Here is a 23958-nt window from a genome sequence, read left to right on the forward strand (position 1 = left end):
TTTTCAAGGAGAAAAGAATGTCTTTTTACTCTATCTCGAAGCTCACTAATTTGTACATCGCTAATCGAACGCTTCTTGCTTTTGTTTTCACTGGTTTGTTTTTAGTTACGTGTTTTTTCTTAATTATTATCCATGCATAAAGAATAAAATACGAATACCTTCTGAGTTGGATCTTAGTTTATGTGAAAATTAATTGCTATTTTTACTCGTAACGGTTACCATAAAAAAGACAGATCACAAAAGTTCGGAGGAAAAGTAATGTATTGGTATTATGTCATCGCACTACTTATTATCGTAGTAGACCAAGCCACAAAATGGGTGATTGTGAAAACAATGGAGCTCGGGGAACAACGTACGATCATTGATGGATTTTTTTACATAACGTCCCACCGAAATACAGGAGCAGCATGGGGCATATTGCAAGGGCAAATGATGTTTTTTTATATTGTCACCGTGATCGTTATTATTGGCGTTGTTTACTATATGCAAACCTATGCAAAAGAAAGTAAGCTTTTAGCACTAGCTTTAAGCTTGGTATTAGGAGGAGCTATTGGTAACTTTATTGACCGGCTGTTTCGGAAAGAAGTTGTAGATTTTTTTGACTTCATTATTATTGGCTATGATTTTCCAATTTTTAATATAGCTGATTCCGGTTTAGTTGTCGGAGTGTTTCTTCTTATTATTGCCATGTTTATCGATGAACGAAAGAAGGGAAAAGTACAATCATGACAGTAAATAAACATATCGTATCAGAAGAACAGCATCAAAGCCGAATCGATAAACTGTTAGCTGATTTGAATAAAGAAGCATCCCGTTCAAAAGTACAAGCGTGGATAGCGGACAAACTTGTTACTGTGAATGATGACCTAGTGAAAGCAAATTATAAATGTCAACAAGGGGATGTGATCCAATGGAAGATCCCCAAAATTGAGCCATTAGAATTAATTCCCCAAGCAATTGATTTGGATATCGTCTACGAAGACAATGATATCCTAGTTGTTAATAAACCAAAGGGAATGGTCGTTCATCCATCTGTTGGTCATCAGCAAGGTACATTAGTAAATGCACTGCTTTTTCATTGTCAAAAATTATCGCAAATCAATGGAAAAGAGCGACCGGGAATTGTGCACCGAATTGATAAAGACACGAGTGGTTTATTAGTTGTTGCCAAACATGATGAAGCACATATTCATTTAGCTGACCAATTGTCTAATAAAACAATGAAACGAACGTACCAAGCGGTTGTACATGGGCAAATCCCGCATGAAAATGGGATAATTGATGCACCAATTGGCAGAGATCCAAAAGAGAGACAAAAAATGGCTGTAGTACAAAATGGAAAACGAGCAGTTACTCATTTTCGTGTGATCGAAAGCTATCCGGATTTCACGCATATTGAATGCCAGCTGGAAACAGGAAGAACTCACCAAATTCGTGTTCATATGAAATACATCGGCTATCCGATTGTAGGAGATCCTAAGTATGGGCCGAGAAAAACATTGAACGCAAACGGGCAAGTATTGCATGCTAAAGAACTAAGCTTTTATCATCCGACTACAGAGGAAAAGTTACATTTTGTCGTAGATTTACCAAAATATTTTCAAGAAATCATTGCTTACATTCGTAAAATGTATTGACAAACGATCAAGGATTTGTCATAATAAAACAGATAAATACAATATGTTCCTTTAATAATAGTCCAGCGAGGCTAAAAAGGTTGCGGAATGATATGGTAAAATCTAATCCTTTTTTCCTCATGGAAAAAAGGATTTTTTGCACTATAGGAAAGTATAAAATTTTAGGGTTTATAGTATAAGAAAAACTACGGCTTTCGCTAAGGAGTTGGCGATAAGCCAAGTTTTTCTAACATATCTAGGGAAGCTATATCCGTTTTTATATTGGAATAGGAGCAATATTTATCGCTATTTGATTTATAAAAGTTGACTTAATTAGAAGGATAGGACGGTGGAGCAAATGAAGAAAAAAGCAGATCTCTTAGATAGAGCAGCAATTAATCGCGCGTTAACAAGAATTGCTCATGAAATACTGGAGAAGAACAAAGGCGGCGACGATTTAGTTCTTGTTGGCATAAAAACACGGGGTGTACCGATAACAAAGCGACTACAAGAGAAAATAAACAAAATTGAAAATATTGATGTTCCCGTAGGTGAGTTAGATATTACCTTATATCGTGATGATTTAGACAAAGTGACAGAAAATGAAGAGCCGGATCTAAAGGCGGCAAATATTCCAACAGATATAAATGGAAAAAAAGTAGTATTGCTAGATGATGTTCTATATACAGGACGAACGGTTCGTGCTGCGATGGATGCAGTTATGGATCTTGGCAGACCTGCACAGATTCAATTAGCAGTGCTTGTAGATAGAGGGCATCGCGAATTGCCAATTCGTGCAGATTACGTAGGAAAAAATATTCCAACATCTGAAAAAGAAATTATTATGGTAAAACTAAAAGAAGTTGATAATACCGAAGATACGGTAAGCATTTTTGAAAAATAGGCGGTTGAAATGAAATATGAATAAACCTTTAATCAGGTACGAGAGATCTGAAAGGTTGAAAAGATATACGTGTGCTTAGCCCACGTTTACCTCTTTGCGACCTTTTGCAAAGAGGTTTTTTACTTGTCAGAAATCATATCTGCTTTACATGGTGGCTATCCTTTTTGAAAAGTAGCGAATCGTTATAAGGCAAAGGGTGGTGCTAGCTAAGTTGTTTTTCATCCCGATCTAAGCGGCTGTAAACGCTGCTTCAAGAGGGATAAAGGAAAATCAACATGGAATGAAGTTTCACTTGATAGAAAAGGTATAAGGAGGGCAAGCTATGCGACACTTTATTTCTCTTAACGAATGGAATGAAGAAGAAATTATTCATTTATTACAGACGGCAGAGCATTATCGTAAGGAGCAGCTGACTTTAAAAAAACAGCTCTTTGCAGCTAATTTATTCTTTGAACCAAGCACACGCACAAAAATGAGCTTTTCTGTAGCTGAACGCAGACTGGGGATGGATGTATTGGATTTTAATGTCGAACATTCCAGTACACAAAAAGGAGAGTCATTGTACGACACAGCCAAAACATTTGAAGCAATTGGAGCTAACTTATTAGTAATTCGCCATCGCGACGACCACTGGATAGAAGAAATAGGAAATCATTTTTCGCTTCCAATTATTAATGCGGGTGCTGGCAAAAAAGAACACCCAACACAGTGTTTACTTGATATATTAACGATCTATCAAGAGTATCAACAATTTAAAGGTCTTAATATTGTGATTGCCGGAGATATTTCGCATAGTCGTGTAGCTAAATCAAACGCATATACATTACAAAAACTAGGGGCTAATGTTTATCTAACTGCAGCGAATGACTGGCAGGATAAATCACTTGATTTTCCCTACATTTCCATAGATCAAGCAGTACAAATTAGTGATGTTCTCATGCTTCTCCGTATTCAGCATGAAAGACATGAAACAGCATATATACAGGAATCGTATTTACAGCAATTCGGATTAACAAAAAGACGAGAAAAAGCAATGAAGCCTCATGCAATCGTACTACATCCAGCACCAGTTAATCGCAATGTGGAAATTGATTCGGATTTAGTAGAATGTGAACGTTCAAGAATTTTTAAGCAAATGAACAATGGGGTTTATGTTCGTATGGCAATTATTGTGAAATTATTACAAGAGTGGGGGATTATTGATGAAGCGATTGTTGAAAAACGTCAACAGCCTATTAACTACAGGGGAGTTAGTTGTTCGTGACATTCTTATAGAAGATGGAAAGTTTAAAAGAATGGATGGAGAAATTAATGAAGCGGCTGATGAAATAATTCATGGAAGTGGGAAGTTAGCAGTACCCGGATTTATCGATGTTCATGTCCATTTACGAGAACCTGGTGGTGAACATAAGGAAACGATTAAAACCGGTACAAAAGCAGCAGCACGAGGAGGATATACTACTGTTTGTACAATGCCAAATACAAATCCAGTACCTGATAATGTCGCTAAAATTCAAGCATTACAGGAAAAGATTAAGCAGGATGCGGATATCCGCGTTTTACCATATGCTTCGATTACGAAGCAGTTATGTGGTGATCAATTAACAGATATAAGTGCATTAGCGAATCAAGGTGTATTCGCATTCACAGATGATGGTGTTGGTATTCAATCAGCACATATGATGTTTGAAGCTATGAAACTGGCTAAAGCAAATCATAAAGCGATTGTTGCTCATTGTGAAGATAATTCCCTTGTCTATGGGGGAGTGATTCACGATGGAGAAGTTAGTAAGCGACTGAAGCTACCAGGCATTCCTTCGGTGAGTGAATCGGTACAAATTGCTAGAGATGTTTTACTAGCTGAGGCAACGGGCTGTCACTATCATGTCTGTCATGTTAGTACCAAAGAATCCGTTCGGGTAATCCGCAATGCGAAAAAAGCTGGAATTCATGTTACTGCAGAGGTCACCCCACATCACTTATTGTTAAATGAGGAAGCTATTGCGACAGACGACACAAACTATAAAATGAACCCGCCATTACGAGCAAAAGAAGATCAAGTGGCTTTATTAGATGGATTATTAGATGGGACGATCGATTTTATTGCAACCGATCATGCGCCACATGCGGTAGAAGAAAAACAGCAAGGTATGTTACAATCCCCTTTTGGAATTGTTGGTTTAGAGCATGCCTTTTCCCTACTTTATACGAAGCTTGTCTTAACTAAAAAAGTAAGTCTACGGCAATTAATTAATTGGTTAACTATAAAGCCAGCAAGTGTTTTTAATTTACCTTATGGTCGTCTAAAAGAAGGCTGTAGTGCAGATCTAACCGTTATTGATTTAGAAAAAACGAAAAAAATCGATAAACACGACCTATACTCAAAAGGGAAAAATACGCCGTTTGATGGATGGAAGGTACAAGGAATTCCGGTATTAACGATCGCAGCAGGCAAGATAGCATATAGGGAGGAGCTAAGATGAACAACCGTCAATTGGTTTTAGAAGATGGTACCGTATTTATTGGTGAAGGTTTTGGAAGTGAACGAAAAACAACTGGAGAAATTGTGTTTAACACAGGAATGACAGGCTATCAGGAAATTATTACGGATCCTTCTTATTGCGGACAAATTGTCATGATGACATATCCGCTTTGTGGAAATTATGGGATAAATCGGGATGATAAGGAAACAGTAACCCCATTTATTCATGGATTTGTCGCCAAGGAAGTCACCGATTATCCGTCTAACTTTCGTAGTGAAGAAACATTACATAGTTATTTAAAAGCAAATGATATCCCTGGAATTTTTGGAATTGACACGAGAAAATTAACGAAAATTATCCGTAACTATGGAACAATGAAAGCGAAAATTACAGATCTATCCGAAGATACGGAAAAAATAGTTAAACAGTTACAAGTGACAGAATTTCCCATTGATCAAGTAAAGAAAACTTCTACACTGGAGCCATATGTTGTTCCAGGGAGAGGAAAACGAGTCGTCGTTGTTGACTGTGGTATGAAGCACGGTATCTTGCGGGAGTTAACTAAACGAAATTGCCATATTACCGTCGTACCATATAATTATAATGCAAATCAGATTTTACGTTTAAAGGCAGATGGGTTATTGTTAACGAATGGACCGGGAAATCCGAAACATGTTCCCGAAACGATTGAAATGGTCAAGCAAGTTCTTGGTAAAATCCCCATTTTTGGAATTTGCCTTGGTCATCAACTTTTAGGATTAGCTTGCGGTGCCGATACAGAAAAGCTAAAGTTTGGTCATCGTGGATCGAATCATCCAGTAAAAGACATAAAAACGGATAAAACGTATATCACGTCACAAAACCATAGTTATGCGATTACAAAACAATCGTTAACAACAACTGAGCTGGAGCTTACGCATATTGCACTGAATGATGGAACGGTGGAAGGAATGAGACATACGGTTTATCCAGCTTTTTCTGTGCAGTATCATCCGGAAAGTTCGCCCGGACCTGAAGATACCAGCTATTTGTTTGATACATTTTTAGAACTTATCCAGGCTATAAATAAAGGGGGAGAAGTTTATGCCTAAAAACGAAGCAATTTCTAAAATCCTTGTCATTGGTTCAGGTCCGATTGTTATTGGTCAAGCTGCAGAGTTTGACTACTCCGGAACCCAAGCTTGTCAAGCATTGAAAGAAGAAGATTATACTGTATTATTGGCAAATTCGAATCCCGCAACGATCATGACTGATCATACCGTAGCTGATAAAGTATATATGGAACCATTGACATTGGAATTTTTAACAAAAATTATCCGTATCGACAAGCCAGATGCGATTTTACCTACACTTGGCGGACAAACCGGACTTAATTTAGCCGTTGCGTTAGACGAGACCGGGATACTTGAGGAATACAATGTTACATTGTTAGGAACGACATTGGAAGCTATTCAACAAGCAGAAGATCGTGAAAAGTTCAGGGACTTGATGAATGAATTAAACGAACCTGTTCCTGCAAGTCAAATTGTTCATACGGTGGAAGAAGCTTGTTCATTTGCTGATGAAATCGGTTATCCAGTCATTGTTCGACCAGCTTACACCCTTGGTGGAACAGGAGGTGGGATGTGTAATACGGAAGAAGAGTTAATCGCGACTGCTCGGAATGGTTTAATACTTTCTCCCGTCCATCAATGTTTAATCGAAAAAAATATTGCTGGTTTTAAAGAGATTGAATATGAAGTAATGCGAGACAAAAACGATCAGGCGCTTGTCGTTTGTAATATGGAAAATATCGATCCAGTTGGAATACATACTGGTGATTCTATCGTAGTTGCTCCTTCCCAAACATTAAGTGATCGGGAGTATCAGTTGTTACGCAATGCATCGTTGAAAATTATCCGGGCATTAAAAATTGAAGGTGGATGCAATGTTCAGTTAGCTCTTGATCCCGATAGCTTTCAGTATTATATCATTGAGGTAAATCCTCGTGTAAGCAGATCATCAGCTCTTGCCTCAAAGGCAACTGGCTATCCCATAGCTAAAATGGCTGCCAAAATTGCAGTAGGCTTAACGCTTGATGAAATAATGAATCCAATTACAGGAAAGTCATATGCATGTTTTGAGCCGGCACTTGATTATGTTGTTACAAAAATACCACGTTTTCCATTTGATAAGTTTACTTCAGGTGACCGTCACCTTGGTACACAAATGAAGGCAACTGGTGAAGTGATGGCAATCGGCCGTAATTTTGAAGAATCATTACTGAAAGGGATTCGCTCACTGGATATAGGAACGGACGATTTATGGCTAGAAAATCTAGCCGATGTTGATGAAGGGATACTTAAAGAACGCATGAAAAAAGCAGATGATGAACGAATCTTTGTGGTTGCTGAAGGGTTACGTCGTGGGATAACCATAGAAGAAATTTTCCAACTAACCAAAATAGATCGATTTTTCTTATATAAAATAAATAAACGGATTGAATTCGAGACATTGCTGGAAAAAAACGTAGATTCACTTGCTTTACTGAAAGAAGCAAAATTGCGAGGGTTTTCGGATAAACATATTGCAAGATTATGGAAAAAAAACGAAGATGCAATTTATTACCTAAGGCAAGAGCACCAGATCGTACCTGTCTATAAAATGGTAGATACATGTGCAGCAGAATTTGCTTCTGAAACGCCATATTTTTATAGCACATATGAAGAAGAAAATGAATCGGTACGGTCAGAACGAAGGAAAGTGCTCATTTTAGGATCAGGTCCCATTCGCATCGGTCAAGGAATCGAATTTGATTATGCAACGGTTCATTCTGTGCTCGCAATTAAGGAAATGGGTTATGAAGCAATGATTATAAATAATAATCCTGAGACGGTTTCTACTGATTTTAGCATTTCAGATAAGTTGTATTTTGAGCCACTCACATTAGAAGATGTCATGCATGTCATTCATTTGGAACAGCCAGAAGGGGTCATCGTTCAATTTGGCGGACAAACGGCAATTAATCTGGCTGCAGGTTTAGAGCGTCGTGGGGTAACCATACTTGGTACTAGCCTAGAAGCGATTGATCAGGCAGAGAACCGAGACAAATTTGAACTGCTGGTTGATGATTTACAGCTGCTACGGCCACAAGGAAAAACGGTAATGCAGATGGATAATGCTAAAGAAGTTGCTGAAGCAATCGGGTATCCGGTGCTAGTACGTCCATCCTATGTTATTGGTGGATCTAGAATGGAAATAGTTTACAATGAAATGGAACTAATGGCATATCTCGCAAAAACGGAACATGTAAACGATACACATCCGATTCTTATTGATAAATATATTACGGGTATGGAAGTAGAGATCGATGCAATAAGTGATGGAGAAACCGTCGTTATTCCTGGAATCATGGAGCATATTGAGCGAGCCGGAGTTCATTCGGGAGATTCGATTGCTGTCTACCCGCCACAACGAATAAGCAAACAGGTGAAAGAACAATGCCTACAAGCAGCAATCCGTCTTTCTCAAGGATTAAAAGTTAAAGGACTAATCAATATTCAATTTATTGTCAGTGAGGAACAAGTCTACGTCTTAGAGGTTAATCCTCGGGCAAGCCGGACAATACCTTTTTTAAGTAAAATTACCGGAGTAACCATGGCAAATTTAGCGACAAAATGTATTTTAGGTGAGAAGCTCGCACCAATGGGGTATCAAACAGGCATTTTACCAGAAGAAGATCAAGTATCGGTTAAAGTGCCGGTGTTTTCTTTTGAAAAACTCCGCCGTGTAGACACCATTTTAGGCCCTGAAATGAAATCAACCGGTGAAGCGATCGGTTATGACAAGACATTAGAAAAGGCGTTATACAAAGGATTAATTGCTTCAGGATTAAAACTGCCACAGCAGGGGTCAGTGCTACTAACGGTAGCTGATAAGGATAAAGGGGAAATACTGGATATTGCCTTACGATTTCATCAATTAGGCTTTCAGCTATATGCCACGGAAGGCACTGCCGATTATATTAGTCAAGCCACTATTCCAGTTATGGAAGTGAAAAAAATTGGAGCAACAGAACCTAATGTGCTTTCTGTAATTGAAAATGGTGAAGTACAATACGTCATTAATACGTTAACATCTGGAAAAAGACCACGTTCCGATGGTTTTCGTATTCGCAGAGAGTCAGTAGAGCATGGAATTGCTTGTTTAACGAATCTTGATACTGCTAATGCCATATTGCATATGATTGATTCCATGACGTTTCAAGCAAGACCAATAAAACATAAAGAGGTTGTGATCTAATGCAAAAACAGCTTATGCAGATAACGGAAAAAAGGGAAATTGCTTTGGATACGGTAGAGATGGTGTTGGCAAATAAATATATTAGTAAGCACGCAGTTCCTGGACAGTTTTTACATTTACTTGTACCGAGTCATATGTTAAGACGCCCGATTTCGATTACCGATGTGGACAAGGAAAACGAATCGGTGACTATTGTATTTAAAATACTGGGAGCAGGGACGAGACAGTTAGCAACCCGTCAAGTTGGGGAAGCGATAGACGCTCTAGGACCAAATGGTAATGGGTTTCCACTAGATATGAAATGTGATTCAACGGTTGTATTAGTCGGTGGGGGAATCGGCGTCCCCCCGCTCTACTATTTAGCGAGAAAATTACATGAACAAGAGGTCAACCTTTTCGCTGTATTGGGGTTTCAATCAAAAGTACACGTGTTTTATGAAGAAAAATTTCAGCAGCTTGCGCAAACAATCATTGTTACAAACGATGGATCATATGGAAAAACAGGTTTGGTAACAGATGTTTTGGACAATTTCACTAAACCTATTCATCGTTATTATACTTGCGGCCCAGTGCCTATGTTATCCGCAGTGAAACGGCGATTGGTAAACGTAGAGGGGTATATTTCTTTAGAGGAACGCATGGGATGTGGAGTAGGTGCCTGCTTTGCATGCGTTATTCCTACAGATCATCAAGGTGGTTACAAAAAGATTTGTCAAGATGGTCCGGTTTTTTCAGCGAAGGAGGTGCAGCTGCAATGAATTTAGCTGTTGAAATTCCTGGATTATCATTAAAAAATCCAATTATGCCTGCTTCTGGCTGCTTTGGCTTTGGTAGAGAATATAGTCAATTTTATGATCTCAATAAATTGGGTGCTGTAATAATGAAAGCTGCAACATTAGAACCGCGATATGGTAATCCAACACCCCGAGTGGCCGAGACAAAGGCGGGTATGTTAAATGCAATTGGTTTACAAAATCCGGGGGTTGCGAAAATTATTGAGACAGAAGTCCCGTTTCTTGCCAGTTATTCGGTACCAATTATTGCTAATGTCGCTGGAAGCACGCTGGAAGAATATAAAGAAGTTGCCAAAGCATTTAATGAATCAGATCAAGTAGCGGCATTGGAATTAAATATTTCTTGCCCGAATGTAAAGCAAGGCGGCATTCAATTTGGAACAGATCCTTATATGGCACAAAAAGTAACGGAGATGGTAAAAGAGGTAAGTCAGTTGCCGGTATATGTCAAACTGTCACCAAATGTAACAGATATCGTAGCGATGGCAAAAGCGGTAGAGCAAGCAGGAGCGGATGGGTTATCGATGATCAATACCATTACAGGTATGCAAATCCATCTACCGACGAGATGCCCATTGCTAGCTAATTATACAGGTGGCTTATCCGGACCAGCCATTAAGCCGGTAGCCATTCGGATGATTTATGAAGTAAAACAACAAGTGACGATACCCATTATCGGAATGGGCGGCGTTATGAATGCAGAAGATGTACTTGAATTTTTATTGGCAGGAGCAAGTGCTGTAGCTGTAGGCACTGCTAACTTTCAAAATCCGTACATTTGTATGGAAATTATTGAACAATTACCGGATACGCTCAATAAGTATGGTTTCTCATCGGTGAAAGCGGCAATTGGAGGTGCGATTTGCGAATGAATCCAGCAATTTATTTAGCTCTTGATTTTCCGGATTGGTTTAAAGCAAATGCATTTTTAACTGAAAATGAATTAGCTGGTATCCCGGTAAAAGTAGGGATGGAGCTCTTTTATCGTGAGGGACCAGCGTTAATTGAAAAATTACAGAAAAATAACCACTCCATTTTTCTGGATTTAAAACTGCATGATATTCCAACTACAGTAAAGCGAGCAATGCGAAGTCTTGCTCAATTAGAAGTAGATTTGGTCAACGTTCATGCACTTGGGGGCGGAGACATGATCCAGGCAGCTAAAGAAGGTTTGTTACTTGGTAACCCGAGCGGAAGCACGAAATTGTTAGCAGTAACGATTCTTACTTCTATGGACCAAAAAACAATGAAACGTGAAGTTAAGCTAACAGGTGATTTGCCCGATAATGTCATCCATTTTGCCAAGTTGTCCAAGCAAAATGGAGCAGATGGGGTCGTATGCTCTGTTCATGAAGCAAACCTTGTGAAAAAAGCATGTGGTTCATCATTTCTAACTGTTACTCCGGGCATCCGTCTAACTAATTCACAAGATAATGACCAAAAGCGAATTGCAACTCCAACCACTGCGAAAAATCATGGTGTTGATAGCATCGTTGTTGGTCGAACGATCACGCAAGCTACGCATCCGAGACAAGCATATGAACAAATAAAAGGAGAGTGGGAAGATGGCAAAGCATGAAGAACTCATCCGCGAATTACTAAAAATAAAAGCAGTACAAATTAAGACAGAAGGCTTCTTCACATGGACTTCAGGTATTCAATCACCTATTTATTGCGATAATCGTTTGACAATGTCTTATCCGCCGATTCGTAAAGAAATAACGCAAGCGTTTATCCATTTAATAGAAGAGTTACAATATAAACCGGATCTAATAGCAGGTTGTGCAACAGCTGGTATTCCACATGCAGCATGGTTAGCCGATTCGCTCCATCTACCAATGGTATATGTTCGTTCTAAACCGAAAGCACATGGAAAGGGAAACCAAATAGAAGGACGTATAGAGAAAGGACAAAACGTGCTCGTTATAGAAGATTTAATTTCTACCGGCGGATCATCTATTGAAGCAGCTAAAGCTTTGCAGTTAGCTGGTGCTGAAGTATTAAGTGTATTAGCTATTTTTACATATGGACTGCCAAAAGCTACTGCTAATTTTCATCAAGCAGGATTCACTTACCACACAATTACCGGGTTCGATGCATTAATGGATGTACTAAAAGCAGATGAAACTATTGATGAAACGGATAAACAGAGACTGTTCGAGTGGAGAGACAGCTTGTAAAATAAATAGAAGGGGCCAAATCTTTTACTGTCCATATAGAAGATAATAAGAGAGGAGGCCCTAAATTGCTATAGCTAGCTGTTCTTTCTATACATGCTCAAGCAGTACAAACCATTCATCGATAGAGAAGCATTCAGGTTTCTTATTTTTTGTTTTAATTTGAAAATAGGAAGTTATTTCTTTATTGGCGCGTAGTAACAAAGGCTATAAGCGCTCGTTTAGCGGCGTACAAACTGGAGACCCTTCTGACGAGATAAAGGAAACATACCTCTAAAACAAGGTTATGCCGACACCTGAGCGGCAAGCTAGCTTTTAGTTCCTTTAGATTTGAGCCAATAGTTGACTTATCGTAGGAAGAAGATCGAAGTTTGCTAGCCGCTGAGCGCTTAAGCTGGACGAAGCTATTCTTTTAAAAAAGTAATCCACAATGAAAAAAATTATATTTTCTTATGTAGTAAAAAAGAGGCAACCTGTTGCTTTTCTTCGATCGTATCCAAAGTTCGGTTACTCCATTCTTTTACATATAATGTTTTTTTCTGAAATTTATCTTTTAAAATCGATAAGCCATTTCTCTGAAACAGTGATTTCCATTCTGACATAGTTAGATAGTTTACATGGCTTTCATCACGCCTCTTTTCTAATTGATGTAAAAAGTGACGGTGGATTTGACTAGTTGGAGCAATATTGTCAATTAATAGAAACTTCCCCTTTGGTTTAAGCACACGCTTAACCTCTTGAATAAATAACTCGGGGTGGGGAAAATGATGTGCAGCAATTCGGCATGTGATTAGTTCGAAGCTGTGGTCTAAAAAGGGCAATTGCTCAGCGTCTGCTATTAGATATTCAATATTTTTGAAAGATTGTAAGTGCTTTTTTGTGTTTTCTAGCATTTCTTTTGTTAGGTCTGTTGCATATACCTTAGCGACAGATGAAGAAAGATGTTTAGCAACATGTCCCCCTCCAGTTGCTATATCTAATAACCTCATCGTTGTTGTTGGTTGCAGCCAAGCTTCGATTAATTTTAGATCGCTCTTCTTTCTGTGCGTACTGCTTGAGATATAAGCCTGCTTATTTTTAGCAAATACCAGTCTAACTTTTTCTTTTTCATCCATTGGTTTACCCCTCCTAACTTTTCCTCTTCATTTAAGCATATCATCGTAATGCAATAAGTAAAATACTGTTATATAATAGAAAGTGATAATAATTTCTTATTAGATAAATTATATTTATGTTTGAGATGATAAAGTGATACTTCCATCAGTGGGGGTTCTTTCATCGCCATACAAAGGATCTCAAGCTAAAAGTGCGACATCCTCGAAAAAGGAAACCGCTTTTTCTTCGTGCGGTACTGCTTCAAGGAAACTTTCCTTATCCTTGAAAAAGAAGGACGCTTTTTCTTCGTGCGATGTCTATTCAAGCAGTCACTCTAGTCCTGTTGGCCCGAACCAATCGGACATTTGACTTGCTGTTAGACTTCTTGATTCCACTTACTCTTCCAGGTGGAGGACATACTGCCGGTCAGATGTGGGATAAATATACTGAATCATAGAGGAAATGAGGTTGGAGAGAAATGAAGATAGACGACTATAAATTATTGCTGAAATTGCAAGAAATTGGAACGATTAGAGGTACAGCTAAAACGGTATTAATATCACAACCTGCTGTTACACAACGGCTCAAATATATGGAGGAATACTTTGGTCATGATGTATTCATACGTACTCCAAAAAAACTGATTCCAACACCAGAGGGTGAAATTATTTTAGACCATGCTCAAAAAGTAATAGAAAGAGAGCAAGCATTAAAAAATAAATTAATTCTTTCGCATAACGAGGTTCAGGGAACGTTATCTATTGCGTGCTCTTCATTAATTTCCCAGCGTTTTCTTCCTGCCTTACTGGGAAAGTTTACAGCCAAGTATCCAAAGGTGGCGATAGATTTAGTAACAGGTATAAGTGAGGATATTAAACGGAATCATAAAGACTATCATGTGTGCATTATTCGTGGTAAAAAGTTGAAGGAAAGTACGTGTATTCGTTTGTTTGATGATCCTCTATATATTTTTGATACAGAGGAATTCCCAAAAAACAAATTAAAGGAACGACCATTAATTGCTTTCAAGTCCGATGACAGCATGCATGAGTTAGTAGATAATTGGCTATATGTCCATCAGAATGAGATTAAGCCGGTTAAAACGATTACGGTTGATCAAATTGAAACCTGTAAGCAGCTAATGAAGCAAGGACTTGGCATGGCAGTACTGCCTGAAAGTGTATCTGATTCGATGAAGGAGGAGTATCCGAATATTCCTTTACGATTAAATGGAAAAGCAGTATCTAGGCATACGTGGGTTTGTTTTCAAGAGGGAGTACGCGCATTGCCTCAGGTCAACCATTTTATTGATGAACTCGTATCATTTTTAACTTTTTAGGTCTTGGTGTTTAAACTAAATCAGTGAAAGGGTATATATTAGTAGCTTGTAAAAAGGAGTGATAAGCATGGAAAATGTTATTTTTACATCGACAGCAACTGCCAAAAATGGTCGAGATGGACATGTGCAATCAGATGATGGCTTAATTAACTTAGCACTTGTTAATCCGGCAAATAATAAACAAGCTAGAGGATCAAATCCAGAGCAATTATTTGCAGCAGCTTATTCAGCTTGCTATGATGGTGCACTTCATTTAGTTGCCTCTAAAGAAAAAAAGAAAATTGATTCCGAAACAACAGCTGCAGTTAGTCTGCTTAAGGACTCTGAGGATAATGGGTTTAAAATTGCGGTAGAACTTACGATTAAAATAAAAGGTGTTGAACAGAGCGAAGCAGAGGAACTAGCGAAAAAGGCACATCAAGTTTGTCCTTATTCAAAAGCAACAAGAGGAAATATCGATGTTCAATTAAAGCCCCGAGCAATCTAATTTGTTGTATTGCGTGTTCAAATAGAAAGATGATAAAGAGCCAAGAATTTCTATGAGCGCTGTTTCGAGTAGCGGGAGTGTATGCACATATAAATACATGAGCACTAGAATGGCTTCCTCGAAACACAATCCCACGCCGGAAAAGTGTTTTTCCTTTCCAAGGAACGAAGAAGCAAGCCTTAAAGAAAACTTGGCTAACAGCAAGCGAAGTGCAGACGATAGTCTGGTTGCACGTATACTTAGAACTTAAAATGTTTCATTTCGTTGAATGGTATTCAACGCTAAAATTTTATACGTTCTAACGTGCGATGAATTTCGATGTGGCATTTTTACCAGACATTTTGAACAACTTCTGAAACGCCCAAGGAAGATTTCATTCTGAATCTTCCTTGGGCGTTTTTAATTGCTTAACAAGTTGCTTATTTGGAGTAACAAAGAGTGTTTTTTGACTATCATAAGTTACAAATCCAGGTTTAGCACCGTTTGGCTTTTTTACATGTCGTATTTTTGTATAGTCAACAGGTACGGAGGAAGATTGTCGCGATTTACTAAAATACGCAGCTAACTGTGCTGCTTCCTGCAATGTTTCTTCACTTGGCTCCTTCGAGCGAATAACGACATGTGAACCGGGAATATCTTTTGTATGCAACCAAATATCATCACGAGCAGCGAGTTTCATCGTTAAATACTCATTCTGTTTATTGTTTTTACCAACTAATATAATAGTTCCGTCAGATGCTATATATTTCTCGGGCGCTGGCTTTTTAGCCATGTGCTTATTTTTCTTTGCGATTGTACGCTTTTTTAAATAGCCTTCTTCACGAAGTTCCTCGCGAATTTCCTGAACATCATTACTGCTAGCTATATCTATTTGCTGAAGTAGTTGTTCAAAGTAATCAATTTCCCGTTTTGTCTTTTCGATTTCTGCTGTTACTTTATGCTCTGATGTTTTTAATTTTTGGTATGTTTTAAAGTAATGTTGCGCATTTTCACTTGGTGTTTTCGTTGGATCTAAATCAATAGTTATCTTCTTTTGTTCCGGATCGTAGTAGTCAGTTACCGTTACTTTTTGGTCACCAGCTGATACAAGATGTAAATGTGCTGTTAATAATTCACCTAGTCGTTGGTATTTTTCTTTATTTTTAGCTTTTTTAATTGTTTGCTCGTGCTTTTTTAACTTTCGACGATTTTTATCTCGTTCATTTTTTAAAAAGCGATACAAATCTTTTGCTTGTTGTTTGACACGATCCCGTTCTGCTTTTCCTGTATAAAATTGATCCAGCATGGTATTAGTTGTAGAGAAAGTGATATTTTCACCAGTAATATGAGTTAAAGGAATGACATGAAAATCTTCTTTTCGATGCTGGTAAATCGCAGGTGTATATTCGTTTTCAAGTAAATGCATCTGAATATCGGAAAAAACTTGTTTATATTTACTCCGATCACCTAAATGAGCACGGTGAACTATCTCTTTTGCAATAACCGGTGAAAAACCTGTTAAATAATTAACGATTTGGGAGTCGAGCTTGCCTGCATTAAAATCAAGTTTATTAACGAATTGCTCTGCATTTATTGTCAAGGGATCCAATTTCTCCTGTTTGGGAGGAAGTAAGTAGGCTTGACCAGGAAGAATAGTTCGATGTCGATTTTGCCAGCTTGATACATGTTTTAAACTATCGATAATATGCCCCTGCTCTATATCTACAAGCAATAGATTACTATGTTTTCCCATCAATTCAATAATCAATTTCTTCGTGGACAGATCACCAATTTCATTTCTTCCTTGAATAGTAAATTGTACAATCCGTTCCATTCCAAGTTGATCGATTTGTTCTATGAACGCCCCAGATAAATACTTTCGCAAAACCATGCAGAACATTGGTGGTTCTTTTGGATTCGCAAACTGTTCATTTGTTAGATGCATTCGAGCATAGGTTGGATGGATAGAAAGTAACAAAACGAAATTTTTACGTTTATTACGAATAGTTAAGACGATTTCTGTCTCCGTAGGTTGATAAATTTTGGTTATCTTTCCTAAAGTAAGCTCTGCTTTTAGCTCTTCTGTTACTGCACGCGTTACAATACCGTCAAATGGCATACGATCACCTCATTGGCAATTATAGCATTTTTATGGACAAGTCTGCATACATATCGTTAAGGAGAAAAAACAACAAAGAAGAAAAAACAACTTCTTCGAATAGTTATGAGTGCTAGAGTTGGAGGAATGCAGATGAACTGGTATCAATTAGATGTAAAAGATGTAGAAAAGAAACTGCATGTAACTGTGAATCGAGGTTTAACGGATAAACAAGTAGAAAAAAGACAAAAGCAATACGGAGAGAACGCACTAGAAGCACAGAAGAAAGTACCTAAATGGTTAATTTTCCTAAAACAATTCCAAGATTTTATGGTGCTGGTTTTATTAGCAGCTACCTTAGTAGCTGGATTATTAGGTGAATACATTGATGCAATTGCGATAATGGTGATTGTACTTGTTAATGGATTCATTGGCTTTTTTCAAGAACAAAAAGCAGAAAAATCGTTAGATAAACTAAAGGAATTATCTGCGCCGATGGCTTATGTCTTGCGAAATAAAAAATGGGAAAGGATCCCATCCAAAGATGTCGTTGTAGGAGATGTTGTCAGAATAACGAGCGGAGACCGGATTCCTGCTGATATTCGAATTGTTAAATCGGATAGTTTGGAAACAGAGGAATCAGCATTAACAGGTGAATCCTTACCAGTAATGAAGCATGCTGCTGCTATCCATCGTGATCATTTAGATGCTCAAGACCAGATTAATATGGGATTTATGAGTACGCTAGTAACACGGGGATCTGGTATTGGTATTGTAGTAGGTACTGGTATGCAAACAGTAATGGGGCAAATTGCTTCATTAATGGCAAACACAAAAAAAGTAATGACTCCATTAGAACGAAAGCTTGCTGAATTAGGAAAAATATTAATTGTTGTTGCTCTCTTGCTTACTGCTCTAGTCGTCGTATTGGGGGTTGTACAAGGTCAACCATTATATACAATGTTTTTAGCAGGAGTATCGCTTGCTGTTGCTGCTATTCCTGAAGGGTTGCCAGCTATTGTAACCGTCGCATTATCCCTAGGAGTTCAACGAATGATTCGCAAAAAAGCAATTGTTCGCAAGTTATCTGCTGTCGAAACATTAGGCTGCGCTTCGGTTATTTGCTCAGATAAAACTGGGACAATGACACAGAATAAAATGACTGTAAAAGAAGTCTTTATTAATGGAAAGCATTTATATGTGACAGGAGACGGGTATGAATTAGATGGCGATTATTTTTTAGATAAACAAAAAGTCGATCATCGTTATCCAAACTTAGAATCGATGTTGTTATATGGCATGCTATGCAATCATGCTTCTATTGTTGTAAAAAAGGGCAAACATGCAATAGAAGGAAATCCAACTGATGGCGCTTTGCTGATAGCAGCAAGAAAATTTGGACTGACCATAGTCGATGTAGAACCATATAAAGTAATTAAAGAATTTCCGTTTGATTCGGTCAGAAAGCGGATGAGTGTCGTCGTAGAAGATGTGAACCAACGTCGTTTTCTAATTACCAAAGGAGCACCAGAAATTTTATTACCACGATCCACCTATGTGATGGATGAACAAGGACGCCAGCTATTAAAGGCAAACCAGCAAAAAATGATCGAGCAAGCAATTAATGGTATGGCTGAAAAAGCACTTCGTACCTTAGCCATTGCGATCAAACCATTAACCAAACAAGATGATTTACAATCAAGTATACTGGAGAAAGATCTAACCTTTATTGGTGTATATGGCATGATCGATCCACCTCGTAAAGAAGTGAAAGGGGCTATTAAAGAATGTAGGAGTGCAGGAATTAAAACCGTAATGATTACAGGGGATCATGCAAAAACTGCACGGGCCATTGCTAAAAACTTAGATCTAATGCCAGAAGATGGACAAGTTTTAGAAGGTTCCCAGATAAATAATATGTCACAACAGGAACTAGAAGATGTAATTGAAAATATATATGTGTTCGCACGGGTTACTCCAGAGCATAAGTTAAGAATCGTTCACGCGTTTCAAGAACAGGGACATGTTGTTGCCATGACTGGAGATGGTGTCAATGATGCACCTGCAATAAAAGCTAGTAATATTGGTGTAAGTATGGGAATTAGTGGAACAGATGTAACGAAAGAAGCATCCTCCCTTATATTAATGGATGATAATTTTGCAACCATTAAAGCTGCGATTGAAGAAGGACGTACCATTTACGAGAATATTAGAAAATTTATTCGTTATTTACTAGCCTCTAATGTTGGAGAAATTCTCGTTATGCTCTTTGCTATGTTACTTTCCCTACCGCTGCCGCTTGTTCCAGTGCAAATTTTATGGGTAAACCTGGTAACAGATGGGCTTCCAGCAATGGCACTTGGAATGGATAAGGCTGAGGGCGAAGTAATGAAAAAACGGCCAAGGAGTTTGCAAGAAGGAGTGTTTGCTCGCGGATTAGGTTATAAAATTATCAGTCGAGGGATTGTGATTGGCATTGTTACGTTGGTTGCTTTTATGGTGACATATCAGGCCAATCCTGATCATCTCACCTATGCTCGAACGGTAGCATTTACCACATTAGTACTTGCCCAATTAATTCATGTGTTTGATTGTCGAAGTGAACAATCTATCTTTTCGCGAAATCCATTTGAAAATATGTATCTTGTATTAGCAGTCCTTTCTTCATTGTTCTTGCTGTTAATCGTTGTTTATTGGCAGCCATTGCAACCAGTCTTCCATACAGTTTCACTTAGCTTAAGAGATTGGATGTTAATCTTCGGCCTAGGTGCTTTACCAACTGTTTTATTTGGTTTTACAAAAAAGTAGATCCGAAAACTACGGGAACGTATCTAACAGTATAATTAGGTACGTTCCTAAATAATGACTAGAAGTTTATACCCACTTTTCCATATAGGTAACTTTTTTGAAAAGTAGTTTTGTCATCTAGCTTAAGCGGTCGAGAGACGAGCCAAACTTCGATCTTCTTCCTACGATAAGTCAACATCGGCTTAAATCTAAAGGAAGACCTAAAAGCGGGCTTGCCGCTCAGGCGTCGGCATCCCCTGTTTTAGAGGCGTGTTTTCTTTATCCCGCATGTAAGGAGCCGTAAAACTACAACTTAGAGAATACGGTGAAGTTTAAATGGGAATAACGGCACCTAAATGCCCGATTGGTTCATCTAACATTTCTTGGGAAAAGCATCTAAGAAATGAAGTTTCACTTTATCCCGTCAGAAGTTCTGCCATTTATACGCCGCTAACCAAGCGCTTCTAGCTTTTGTTCTTTCCGTATTTGTAATCCTTCATTGGTTAATTTGTTTCCTGTATCTGCCTTCTTTGTTTATCCAAACTATTTTATTCGACGACCTATTTATTGCATAACATCTATTTGGCACAACTTTAGGTAGGGTTATATTTACCTTTCTCCATCAGGTTAATAGTTTGCCAAGTCGCTTCTTCTATTGCTGTGATTCGTCTACTTGAACACGAGCTATTTTTACTTTATTTTTCACCTCTTATTTAACCTTCATAACCTAAGTGTAATATATACATTACCAAGTCCACTGTATATTACGAAAATTATACGATCTTAAACTCTGATTTCTTTTTAAACATGTATTTTTAAAGTATCTGTACATCTAGCAGTCCGTTTCTATTTTACGTATGGAAGAGTTAATCCTGTATCATATATATTAAACGCGTATTTCTTTTCAAGTTGAAGAGAAAGAGAGTATAATATCCGTAGATGGAGTGATGATGTTTATGGCAATAAGTATGACAGGCTATGGAAATAAACAAATAGTTACTGAACAAGCAACAATAACTGTTGAAATCAAGACGGTGAATCATCGTTTCCTTGATATCCAGATGAAAATTCCGAATAGGTTATTATTTTTAGAAGAAAAACTTAAAAAGATTATTCAATCATTTTTCCAGCGAGGTAGAGTTGAGGTTTATATTCAAATAGATGGGGATACACTTTTCAGTAAACAGGTTCAAATAAATTGGAGTTTAATCGAGCAATATATGACACAATTACAGGAATTAAAACAACGTTATCAGCTTGCTGGAGATATACCGATTACGGTCATTTCAGCATTTCCAGATGTATTCTCCATTCAAGAGGTAGAAGAATATTCGGATGAATTAATATCTACATTGTTAGCAGGACTTACGGATGTTTGCAAGCAGGTTTATGCAATGAGAAGAGTTGAAGGACAGGCATTGCAAACCGATTTACAAGAACGAAGTGAAACATTGCAACAGCTCGTTGATGCAATTAAAAGTTTACGACCAATGGTCATGAAAGAGTATCGAGAACGAATCAAACATCGATTAGAGCTGCATTTAAACCAAGAGTTAAGTAAAGATGATTCTCGCATCTATCAAGAAATTGTTCTTCTTGCTGAAAAAGGAGACATATCGGAAGAGATAACAAGAATAAACAGCCATATTCAACAATTTAAACAGACGTTAGAATTGGATGGACCGATTGGCCGAAAACTGAATTTTATTACACAAGAATTGCTCCGTGAAGTAAATACAATTGGATCGAAATCAGTTAATAGCTTGATCAGTGAACATACGATTACATTAAAAAGTGAAATAGAGAAAATAAAAGAACAGGTGCAAAACATGGAATAATAGTTGAGTTTTCCCCCATTTTTTACGTATAATGACACTATAGGTTGTATAATGGGATCAACTCTCTGTATAATCTTTCATATTGACGTATTTATTAAATAATAGTACAAGGATTAAAATAAACGAATTACATAGTATCAATTTAGCTTTAAGTATGTATTCAAATGGAGGTTAAGGGGACTTTAAGTCTGCTAAAATTTCTACATCCTTAAAAATTTGCAATGTATTCCCGCCCGAAGCTTTCCTAGTCTTGTTATAGCACTGACATTAACACGTCCAGTGTGTTGAAGTTCGGAAAGGCGAGGTTTCAAGAAGTAGAGTGTGTGTATTTAAAAACATGATCTACATGAGACAATCCTGCGAAAAAATTCCGTTTTACTCGGCTTTTGAATCTCTTCTTAAATAATTGCACTGCAATGGTAAAATTAATCTTTTGGTCTTTATTTTTATGATACAGTCTTTAAAGTTTATAATTGGAATGCAACATGGATACGACGAGCTTCAACGAATTGTTTGTTAAAATAAAATAGAGAAAAAAGAAGTATACGGAGGGTTTATGTTGAGTTTACGTTTAATTAATATTGGTTTTGGAAATGTTGTTTCTGCGAACAGAGTTATTTCGATTGTATCGCCAGAATCAGCGCCGATCAAACGGATTATTAGTGTAGCTAGGGACAACAATAAATTAGTAGATGCAACTTATGGAAGAAGAACCAGAGCAGTTATTATAACAGATAGTGACCATGTTATATTGTCTGCGGTACAACCTGAAACAGTAGGTCAACGTGTGCTAAGTCATGAAGAAATAACGGATGATAATTAGGAGGAAACAATTTGATCGAAGAAAAAGGTATTCTTTTTGTTCTATCCGGACCTTCTGGGGTTGGAAAAGGAACAGTTCGCAAAGCGTTGTTTAGCCAAAAAACAGATTTGAAATATTCTATTTCCATGACAACGCGTGAGAAGCGTCCAGGGGAACAAGAGGGAGTGGATTATTTTTTTAAATCCAAAGATGATTTCGAAACATTGATTGAACAAAAACAGTTATTAGAATATGCAAAATATGTTAATAATTATTATGGTACACCTCGCGATTACGTAGAAAAAACACTTGCTGCTGGTCACGATGTTTTTCTTGAAATTGAAGTCCAAGGTGCTTTACAGGTTCGTGAGAATTTTCCAGAAGGTGTATTCATTTTTCTATTCCCTCCGAGCTTAGAAGAACTGAAAAACCGGATTCTTCATCGTGGAACGGAAACTCAGGAGCTTGTGTTAAACAGACTAAAAGAGGCAAGAAAAGAGATCGAGATGATGGATGCTTATGATTATGTCGTTGTAAATGATGATGTTGATCTTGCGGTTTCTAAGATTCATGCGATTATTCAAAGTGAACATTTAAGACGTGAGCGAATTGCCAAACAATATAAACGGTTATTGGAGGATGAATTGTAATGCTGGAACCATCTATTGATTCACTGCTAAGTAAAATTAATTCAAAGTATACCCTTGTTATTTTATCGGCCAAACGGGCTAGGCAAATGAGTGAAACGAAAAAGGTGTTAGTTGAACATCCTAAATCCCACCAATATGTTGGGATGGCTCTTGAAGAAATTGAAGCAGGAAAATTATTTATCCAAGAGTAAAACTAAGAAAACCGATCATTTATCCCGCATGTAAGGTGCCGTAAGATAGAACATAGGGAAAACGAAAAGTTTAATTGTAGAAACGGCACCTAAATGCCCGATTCGTTTAGCTAACATTCAAGGAGAAAAACACTCCTTGAATGAAGATTCATCTTATCCCGCATGTAAGGTGCCGTAAGATAGAACATAGGGAAAACGAAAAGGTTAATTGTAGAAACGGCACCTAAATGCCCGATTCGTTTAGCTAACATTCAAGGAGAAAAACACTCCTTGAATGAAGTTTCACCTTATCCCGCATGTAAGGTGCCGTAAGATAGAACATAGGGAAAACGAAAAGTTTAGTTGTAGGAACGGCACCTAAATGCCCGATTCATTCAAGGACTTTATGTCATATCCTTACGTTACTATTAATCAGTGGAGGAATAAAAGAACCCCCT

20 protein-coding genes are annotated in these 23958 nt (G+C 37.7%); 18 read left to right on the plus strand and 2 right to left on the minus strand.

Annotation, left to right across the window (positions count from 1 at the left end):
• The first annotated feature begins 198 nt into the window (after positions 1 to 198).
• From lspA to pyrE, 11 genes are all read left to right on the plus strand, one after another.
• Complete coding sequence (gene lspA, locus BN1066_RS15480; RefSeq protein ID WP_281250294.1) at positions 199 to 729, plus strand: signal peptidase II; 531 nt, start codon at positions 199 to 201, stop codon at positions 727 to 729.
• Positions 726 to 1637 carry an RluA family pseudouridine synthase gene (locus BN1066_RS15485; protein ID WP_077320347.1) on the plus strand — a complete coding sequence of 304 codons (912 nt, stop codon included), beginning with the start codon at positions 726 to 728 and terminating at the stop codon, positions 1635 to 1637. Before lspA ends, BN1066_RS15485 begins: the two co-directional genes overlap by 4 nt.
• A 337-nt stretch (positions 1638 to 1974) precedes the next feature.
• A complete protein-coding gene (gene pyrR, locus BN1066_RS15490; protein WP_077321514.1) occupies positions 1975 to 2520 on the plus strand; it encodes a bifunctional pyr operon transcriptional regulator/uracil phosphoribosyltransferase PyrR in 546 nt (181 codons plus the stop codon).
• Between the two features lie 322 nt (positions 2521 to 2842).
• Positions 2843 to 3784: an aspartate carbamoyltransferase catalytic subunit gene (locus tag BN1066_RS15495; protein ID WP_077320348.1), complete on the plus strand. Its 942-nt coding sequence runs from the start codon at positions 2843 to 2845 to the stop codon at positions 3782 to 3784.
• Positions 3723 to 5003, plus strand: coding sequence for a dihydroorotase (locus BN1066_RS15500; protein ID WP_077320349.1), 1281 nt, complete (start codon positions 3723 to 3725; stop codon positions 5001 to 5003). The genes BN1066_RS15495 and BN1066_RS15500 overlap by 62 nt, the downstream gene beginning before the upstream one ends.
• A complete protein-coding gene (carA, locus tag BN1066_RS15505; protein ID WP_077320350.1) occupies positions 5000 to 6094 on the plus strand; it encodes a glutamine-hydrolyzing carbamoyl-phosphate synthase small subunit in 1095 nt (364 codons plus the stop codon). Before BN1066_RS15500 ends, carA begins: the two co-directional genes overlap by 4 nt.
• Positions 6087 to 9284 carry a carbamoyl-phosphate synthase large subunit gene (carB, locus tag BN1066_RS15510; RefSeq protein ID WP_077320351.1) on the plus strand — a complete coding sequence of 1066 codons (3198 nt, stop codon included), beginning with the start codon at positions 6087 to 6089 and terminating at the stop codon, positions 9282 to 9284. Before carA ends, carB begins: the two co-directional genes overlap by 8 nt.
• Complete coding sequence (locus BN1066_RS15515) at positions 9284 to 10042, plus strand: dihydroorotate dehydrogenase electron transfer subunit (RefSeq protein ID WP_077320352.1); 759 nt, start codon at positions 9284 to 9286, stop codon at positions 10040 to 10042. The genes carB and BN1066_RS15515 overlap by 1 nt, the downstream gene beginning before the upstream one ends.
• On the plus strand, positions 10039 to 10950 hold the full coding sequence (locus BN1066_RS15520) for a dihydroorotate dehydrogenase (protein WP_077320353.1): 912 nt from the start codon (positions 10039 to 10041) through the stop codon (positions 10948 to 10950). Before BN1066_RS15515 ends, BN1066_RS15520 begins: the two co-directional genes overlap by 4 nt.
• Positions 10947 to 11657 (plus strand): orotidine-5'-phosphate decarboxylase, encoded by a 711-nt coding sequence (pyrF, locus tag BN1066_RS15525; RefSeq protein ID WP_077320354.1) that lies wholly within the window; start codon positions 10947 to 10949, stop codon positions 11655 to 11657. The genes BN1066_RS15520 and pyrF overlap by 4 nt, the downstream gene beginning before the upstream one ends.
• The gene (pyrE, locus tag BN1066_RS15530) at positions 11644 to 12258 is read left to right on the plus strand and encodes an orotate phosphoribosyltransferase (protein ID WP_077320355.1); all 615 of its coding nucleotides are present in this window, start codon (positions 11644 to 11646) and stop codon (positions 12256 to 12258) included. Before pyrF ends, pyrE begins: the two co-directional genes overlap by 14 nt.
• Positions 12259 to 12695: 437 nt before the next feature.
• Here the strand turns inward: pyrE and BN1066_RS15535 are convergent, their stop codons facing one another.
• Positions 12696 to 13370: a class I SAM-dependent methyltransferase gene (locus BN1066_RS15535; RefSeq protein WP_077320356.1), complete on the minus strand. Its 675-nt coding sequence runs from the start codon at positions 13368 to 13370 to the stop codon at positions 12696 to 12698.
• A 458-nt stretch (positions 13371 to 13828) separates the two neighbouring features.
• On the opposite strand from BN1066_RS15535, the gene BN1066_RS15540 reads away from it, so the two are divergent.
• Both BN1066_RS15540 and BN1066_RS15545 read left to right on the plus strand, forming a co-directional pair.
• Complete coding sequence (locus BN1066_RS15540) at positions 13829 to 14689, plus strand: LysR family transcriptional regulator (protein ID WP_077320357.1); 861 nt, start codon at positions 13829 to 13831, stop codon at positions 14687 to 14689.
• Between the two features lie 67 nt (positions 14690 to 14756).
• Entirely contained in the window at positions 14757 to 15176 is a 420-nt protein-coding gene (locus tag BN1066_RS15545) for an organic hydroperoxide resistance protein (protein ID WP_077320358.1), read from the plus strand.
• Between the two features lie 373 nt (positions 15177 to 15549).
• Here BN1066_RS15545 and BN1066_RS15550 read toward each other — a convergent pair whose 3' ends face one another.
• On the minus strand, positions 15550 to 17274 hold the full coding sequence (locus BN1066_RS15550) for an Rqc2 family fibronectin-binding protein (RefSeq protein ID WP_077320359.1): 1725 nt from the start codon (positions 17272 to 17274) through the stop codon (positions 15550 to 15552).
• 132 nt (positions 17275 to 17406) lie between these two features.
• Here BN1066_RS15550 and BN1066_RS15555 point away from each other — a divergent pair, with 132 nt between their 5' ends.
• From BN1066_RS15555 to rpoZ, 5 genes are all read left to right on the plus strand, one after another.
• Complete coding sequence (locus BN1066_RS15555; RefSeq protein WP_077320360.1) at positions 17407 to 20061, plus strand: cation-translocating P-type ATPase; 2655 nt, start codon at positions 17407 to 17409, stop codon at positions 20059 to 20061.
• Positions 20062 to 20996: 935 nt separating this feature from the next.
• Positions 20997 to 21878: a YicC/YloC family endoribonuclease gene (locus BN1066_RS15560; RefSeq protein WP_179104416.1), complete on the plus strand. Its 882-nt coding sequence runs from the start codon at positions 20997 to 20999 to the stop codon at positions 21876 to 21878.
• A gap of 559 nt (positions 21879 to 22437) precedes the next feature.
• Positions 22438 to 22701, plus strand: a complete 264-nt coding sequence (gene remA, locus BN1066_RS15565; RefSeq protein WP_077320362.1) for an extracellular matrix/biofilm regulator RemA — start codon at positions 22438 to 22440, stop codon at positions 22699 to 22701.
• 11 nt (positions 22702 to 22712) lie between these two features.
• Positions 22713 to 23330 (plus strand): guanylate kinase, encoded by a 618-nt coding sequence (gene gmk / locus BN1066_RS15570; protein WP_077320363.1) that lies wholly within the window; start codon positions 22713 to 22715, stop codon positions 23328 to 23330.
• The gene (gene rpoZ, locus BN1066_RS15575; RefSeq protein WP_077320364.1) at positions 23330 to 23521 is read left to right on the plus strand and encodes a DNA-directed RNA polymerase subunit omega; all 192 of its coding nucleotides are present in this window, start codon (positions 23330 to 23332) and stop codon (positions 23519 to 23521) included. The genes gmk and rpoZ overlap by 1 nt, the downstream gene beginning before the upstream one ends.
• The last annotated feature ends 437 nt before the right edge of the window (positions 23522 to 23958 follow it).

Origin of the sequence: Virgibacillus proomii (assembly GCF_900162615.1) — a bacterium.
Taxonomy (GTDB): Bacteria; Bacillota; Bacilli; order Bacillales; family Amphibacillaceae; genus Virgibacillus; species Virgibacillus proomii.

What these genes read in the sequence shown, in the direction of transcription:
- BN1066_RS15485 (WP_077320347.1), top strand. Translation starts at nt 726, where the DNA reads ATGACAGTAAATAAACATATCGTATCAGAAGAACAGCATCAAAGCCGA.
- pyrR (WP_077321514.1), top strand. Translation starts at nt 1,975, where the DNA reads ATGAAGAAAAAAGCAGATCTCTTAGATAGAGCAGCAATTAATCGCGCG.
- BN1066_RS15495 (WP_077320348.1), top strand. Translation starts at nt 2,843, where the DNA reads ATGCGACACTTTATTTCTCTTAACGAATGGAATGAAGAAGAAATTATT.
- BN1066_RS15500 (WP_077320349.1), top strand. Translation starts at nt 3,723, where the DNA reads ATGAAGCGATTGTTGAAAAACGTCAACAGCCTATTAACTACAGGGGAG.
- carA (WP_077320350.1), top strand. Translation starts at nt 5,000, where the DNA reads ATGAACAACCGTCAATTGGTTTTAGAAGATGGTACCGTATTTATTGGT.
- carB (WP_077320351.1), top strand. Translation starts at nt 6,087, where the DNA reads ATGCCTAAAAACGAAGCAATTTCTAAAATCCTTGTCATTGGTTCAGGT.
- BN1066_RS15515 (WP_077320352.1), top strand. Translation starts at nt 9,284, where the DNA reads ATGCAAAAACAGCTTATGCAGATAACGGAAAAAAGGGAAATTGCTTTG.
- BN1066_RS15520 (WP_077320353.1), top strand. Translation starts at nt 10,039, where the DNA reads ATGAATTTAGCTGTTGAAATTCCTGGATTATCATTAAAAAATCCAATT.
- pyrF (WP_077320354.1), top strand. Translation starts at nt 10,947, where the DNA reads ATGAATCCAGCAATTTATTTAGCTCTTGATTTTCCGGATTGGTTTAAA.
- pyrE (WP_077320355.1), top strand. Translation starts at nt 11,644, where the DNA reads ATGGCAAAGCATGAAGAACTCATCCGCGAATTACTAAAAATAAAAGCA.
- BN1066_RS15535 (WP_077320356.1), bottom strand. Translation starts at nt 13,370, where the DNA reads ATGGATGAAAAAGAAAAAGTTAGACTGGTATTTGCTAAAAATAAGCAG.
- BN1066_RS15540 (WP_077320357.1), top strand. Translation starts at nt 13,829, where the DNA reads ATGAAGATAGACGACTATAAATTATTGCTGAAATTGCAAGAAATTGGA.
- BN1066_RS15545 (WP_077320358.1), top strand. Translation starts at nt 14,757, where the DNA reads ATGGAAAATGTTATTTTTACATCGACAGCAACTGCCAAAAATGGTCGA.
- BN1066_RS15550 (WP_077320359.1), bottom strand. Translation starts at nt 17,274, where the DNA reads ATGCCATTTGACGGTATTGTAACGCGTGCAGTAACAGAAGAGCTAAAA.
- BN1066_RS15555 (WP_077320360.1), top strand. Translation starts at nt 17,407, where the DNA reads ATGAACTGGTATCAATTAGATGTAAAAGATGTAGAAAAGAAACTGCAT.
- BN1066_RS15560 (WP_179104416.1), top strand. Translation starts at nt 20,997, where the DNA reads ATGGCAATAAGTATGACAGGCTATGGAAATAAACAAATAGTTACTGAA.
- rpoZ (WP_077320364.1), top strand. Translation starts at nt 23,330, where the DNA reads ATGCTGGAACCATCTATTGATTCACTGCTAAGTAAAATTAATTCAAAG.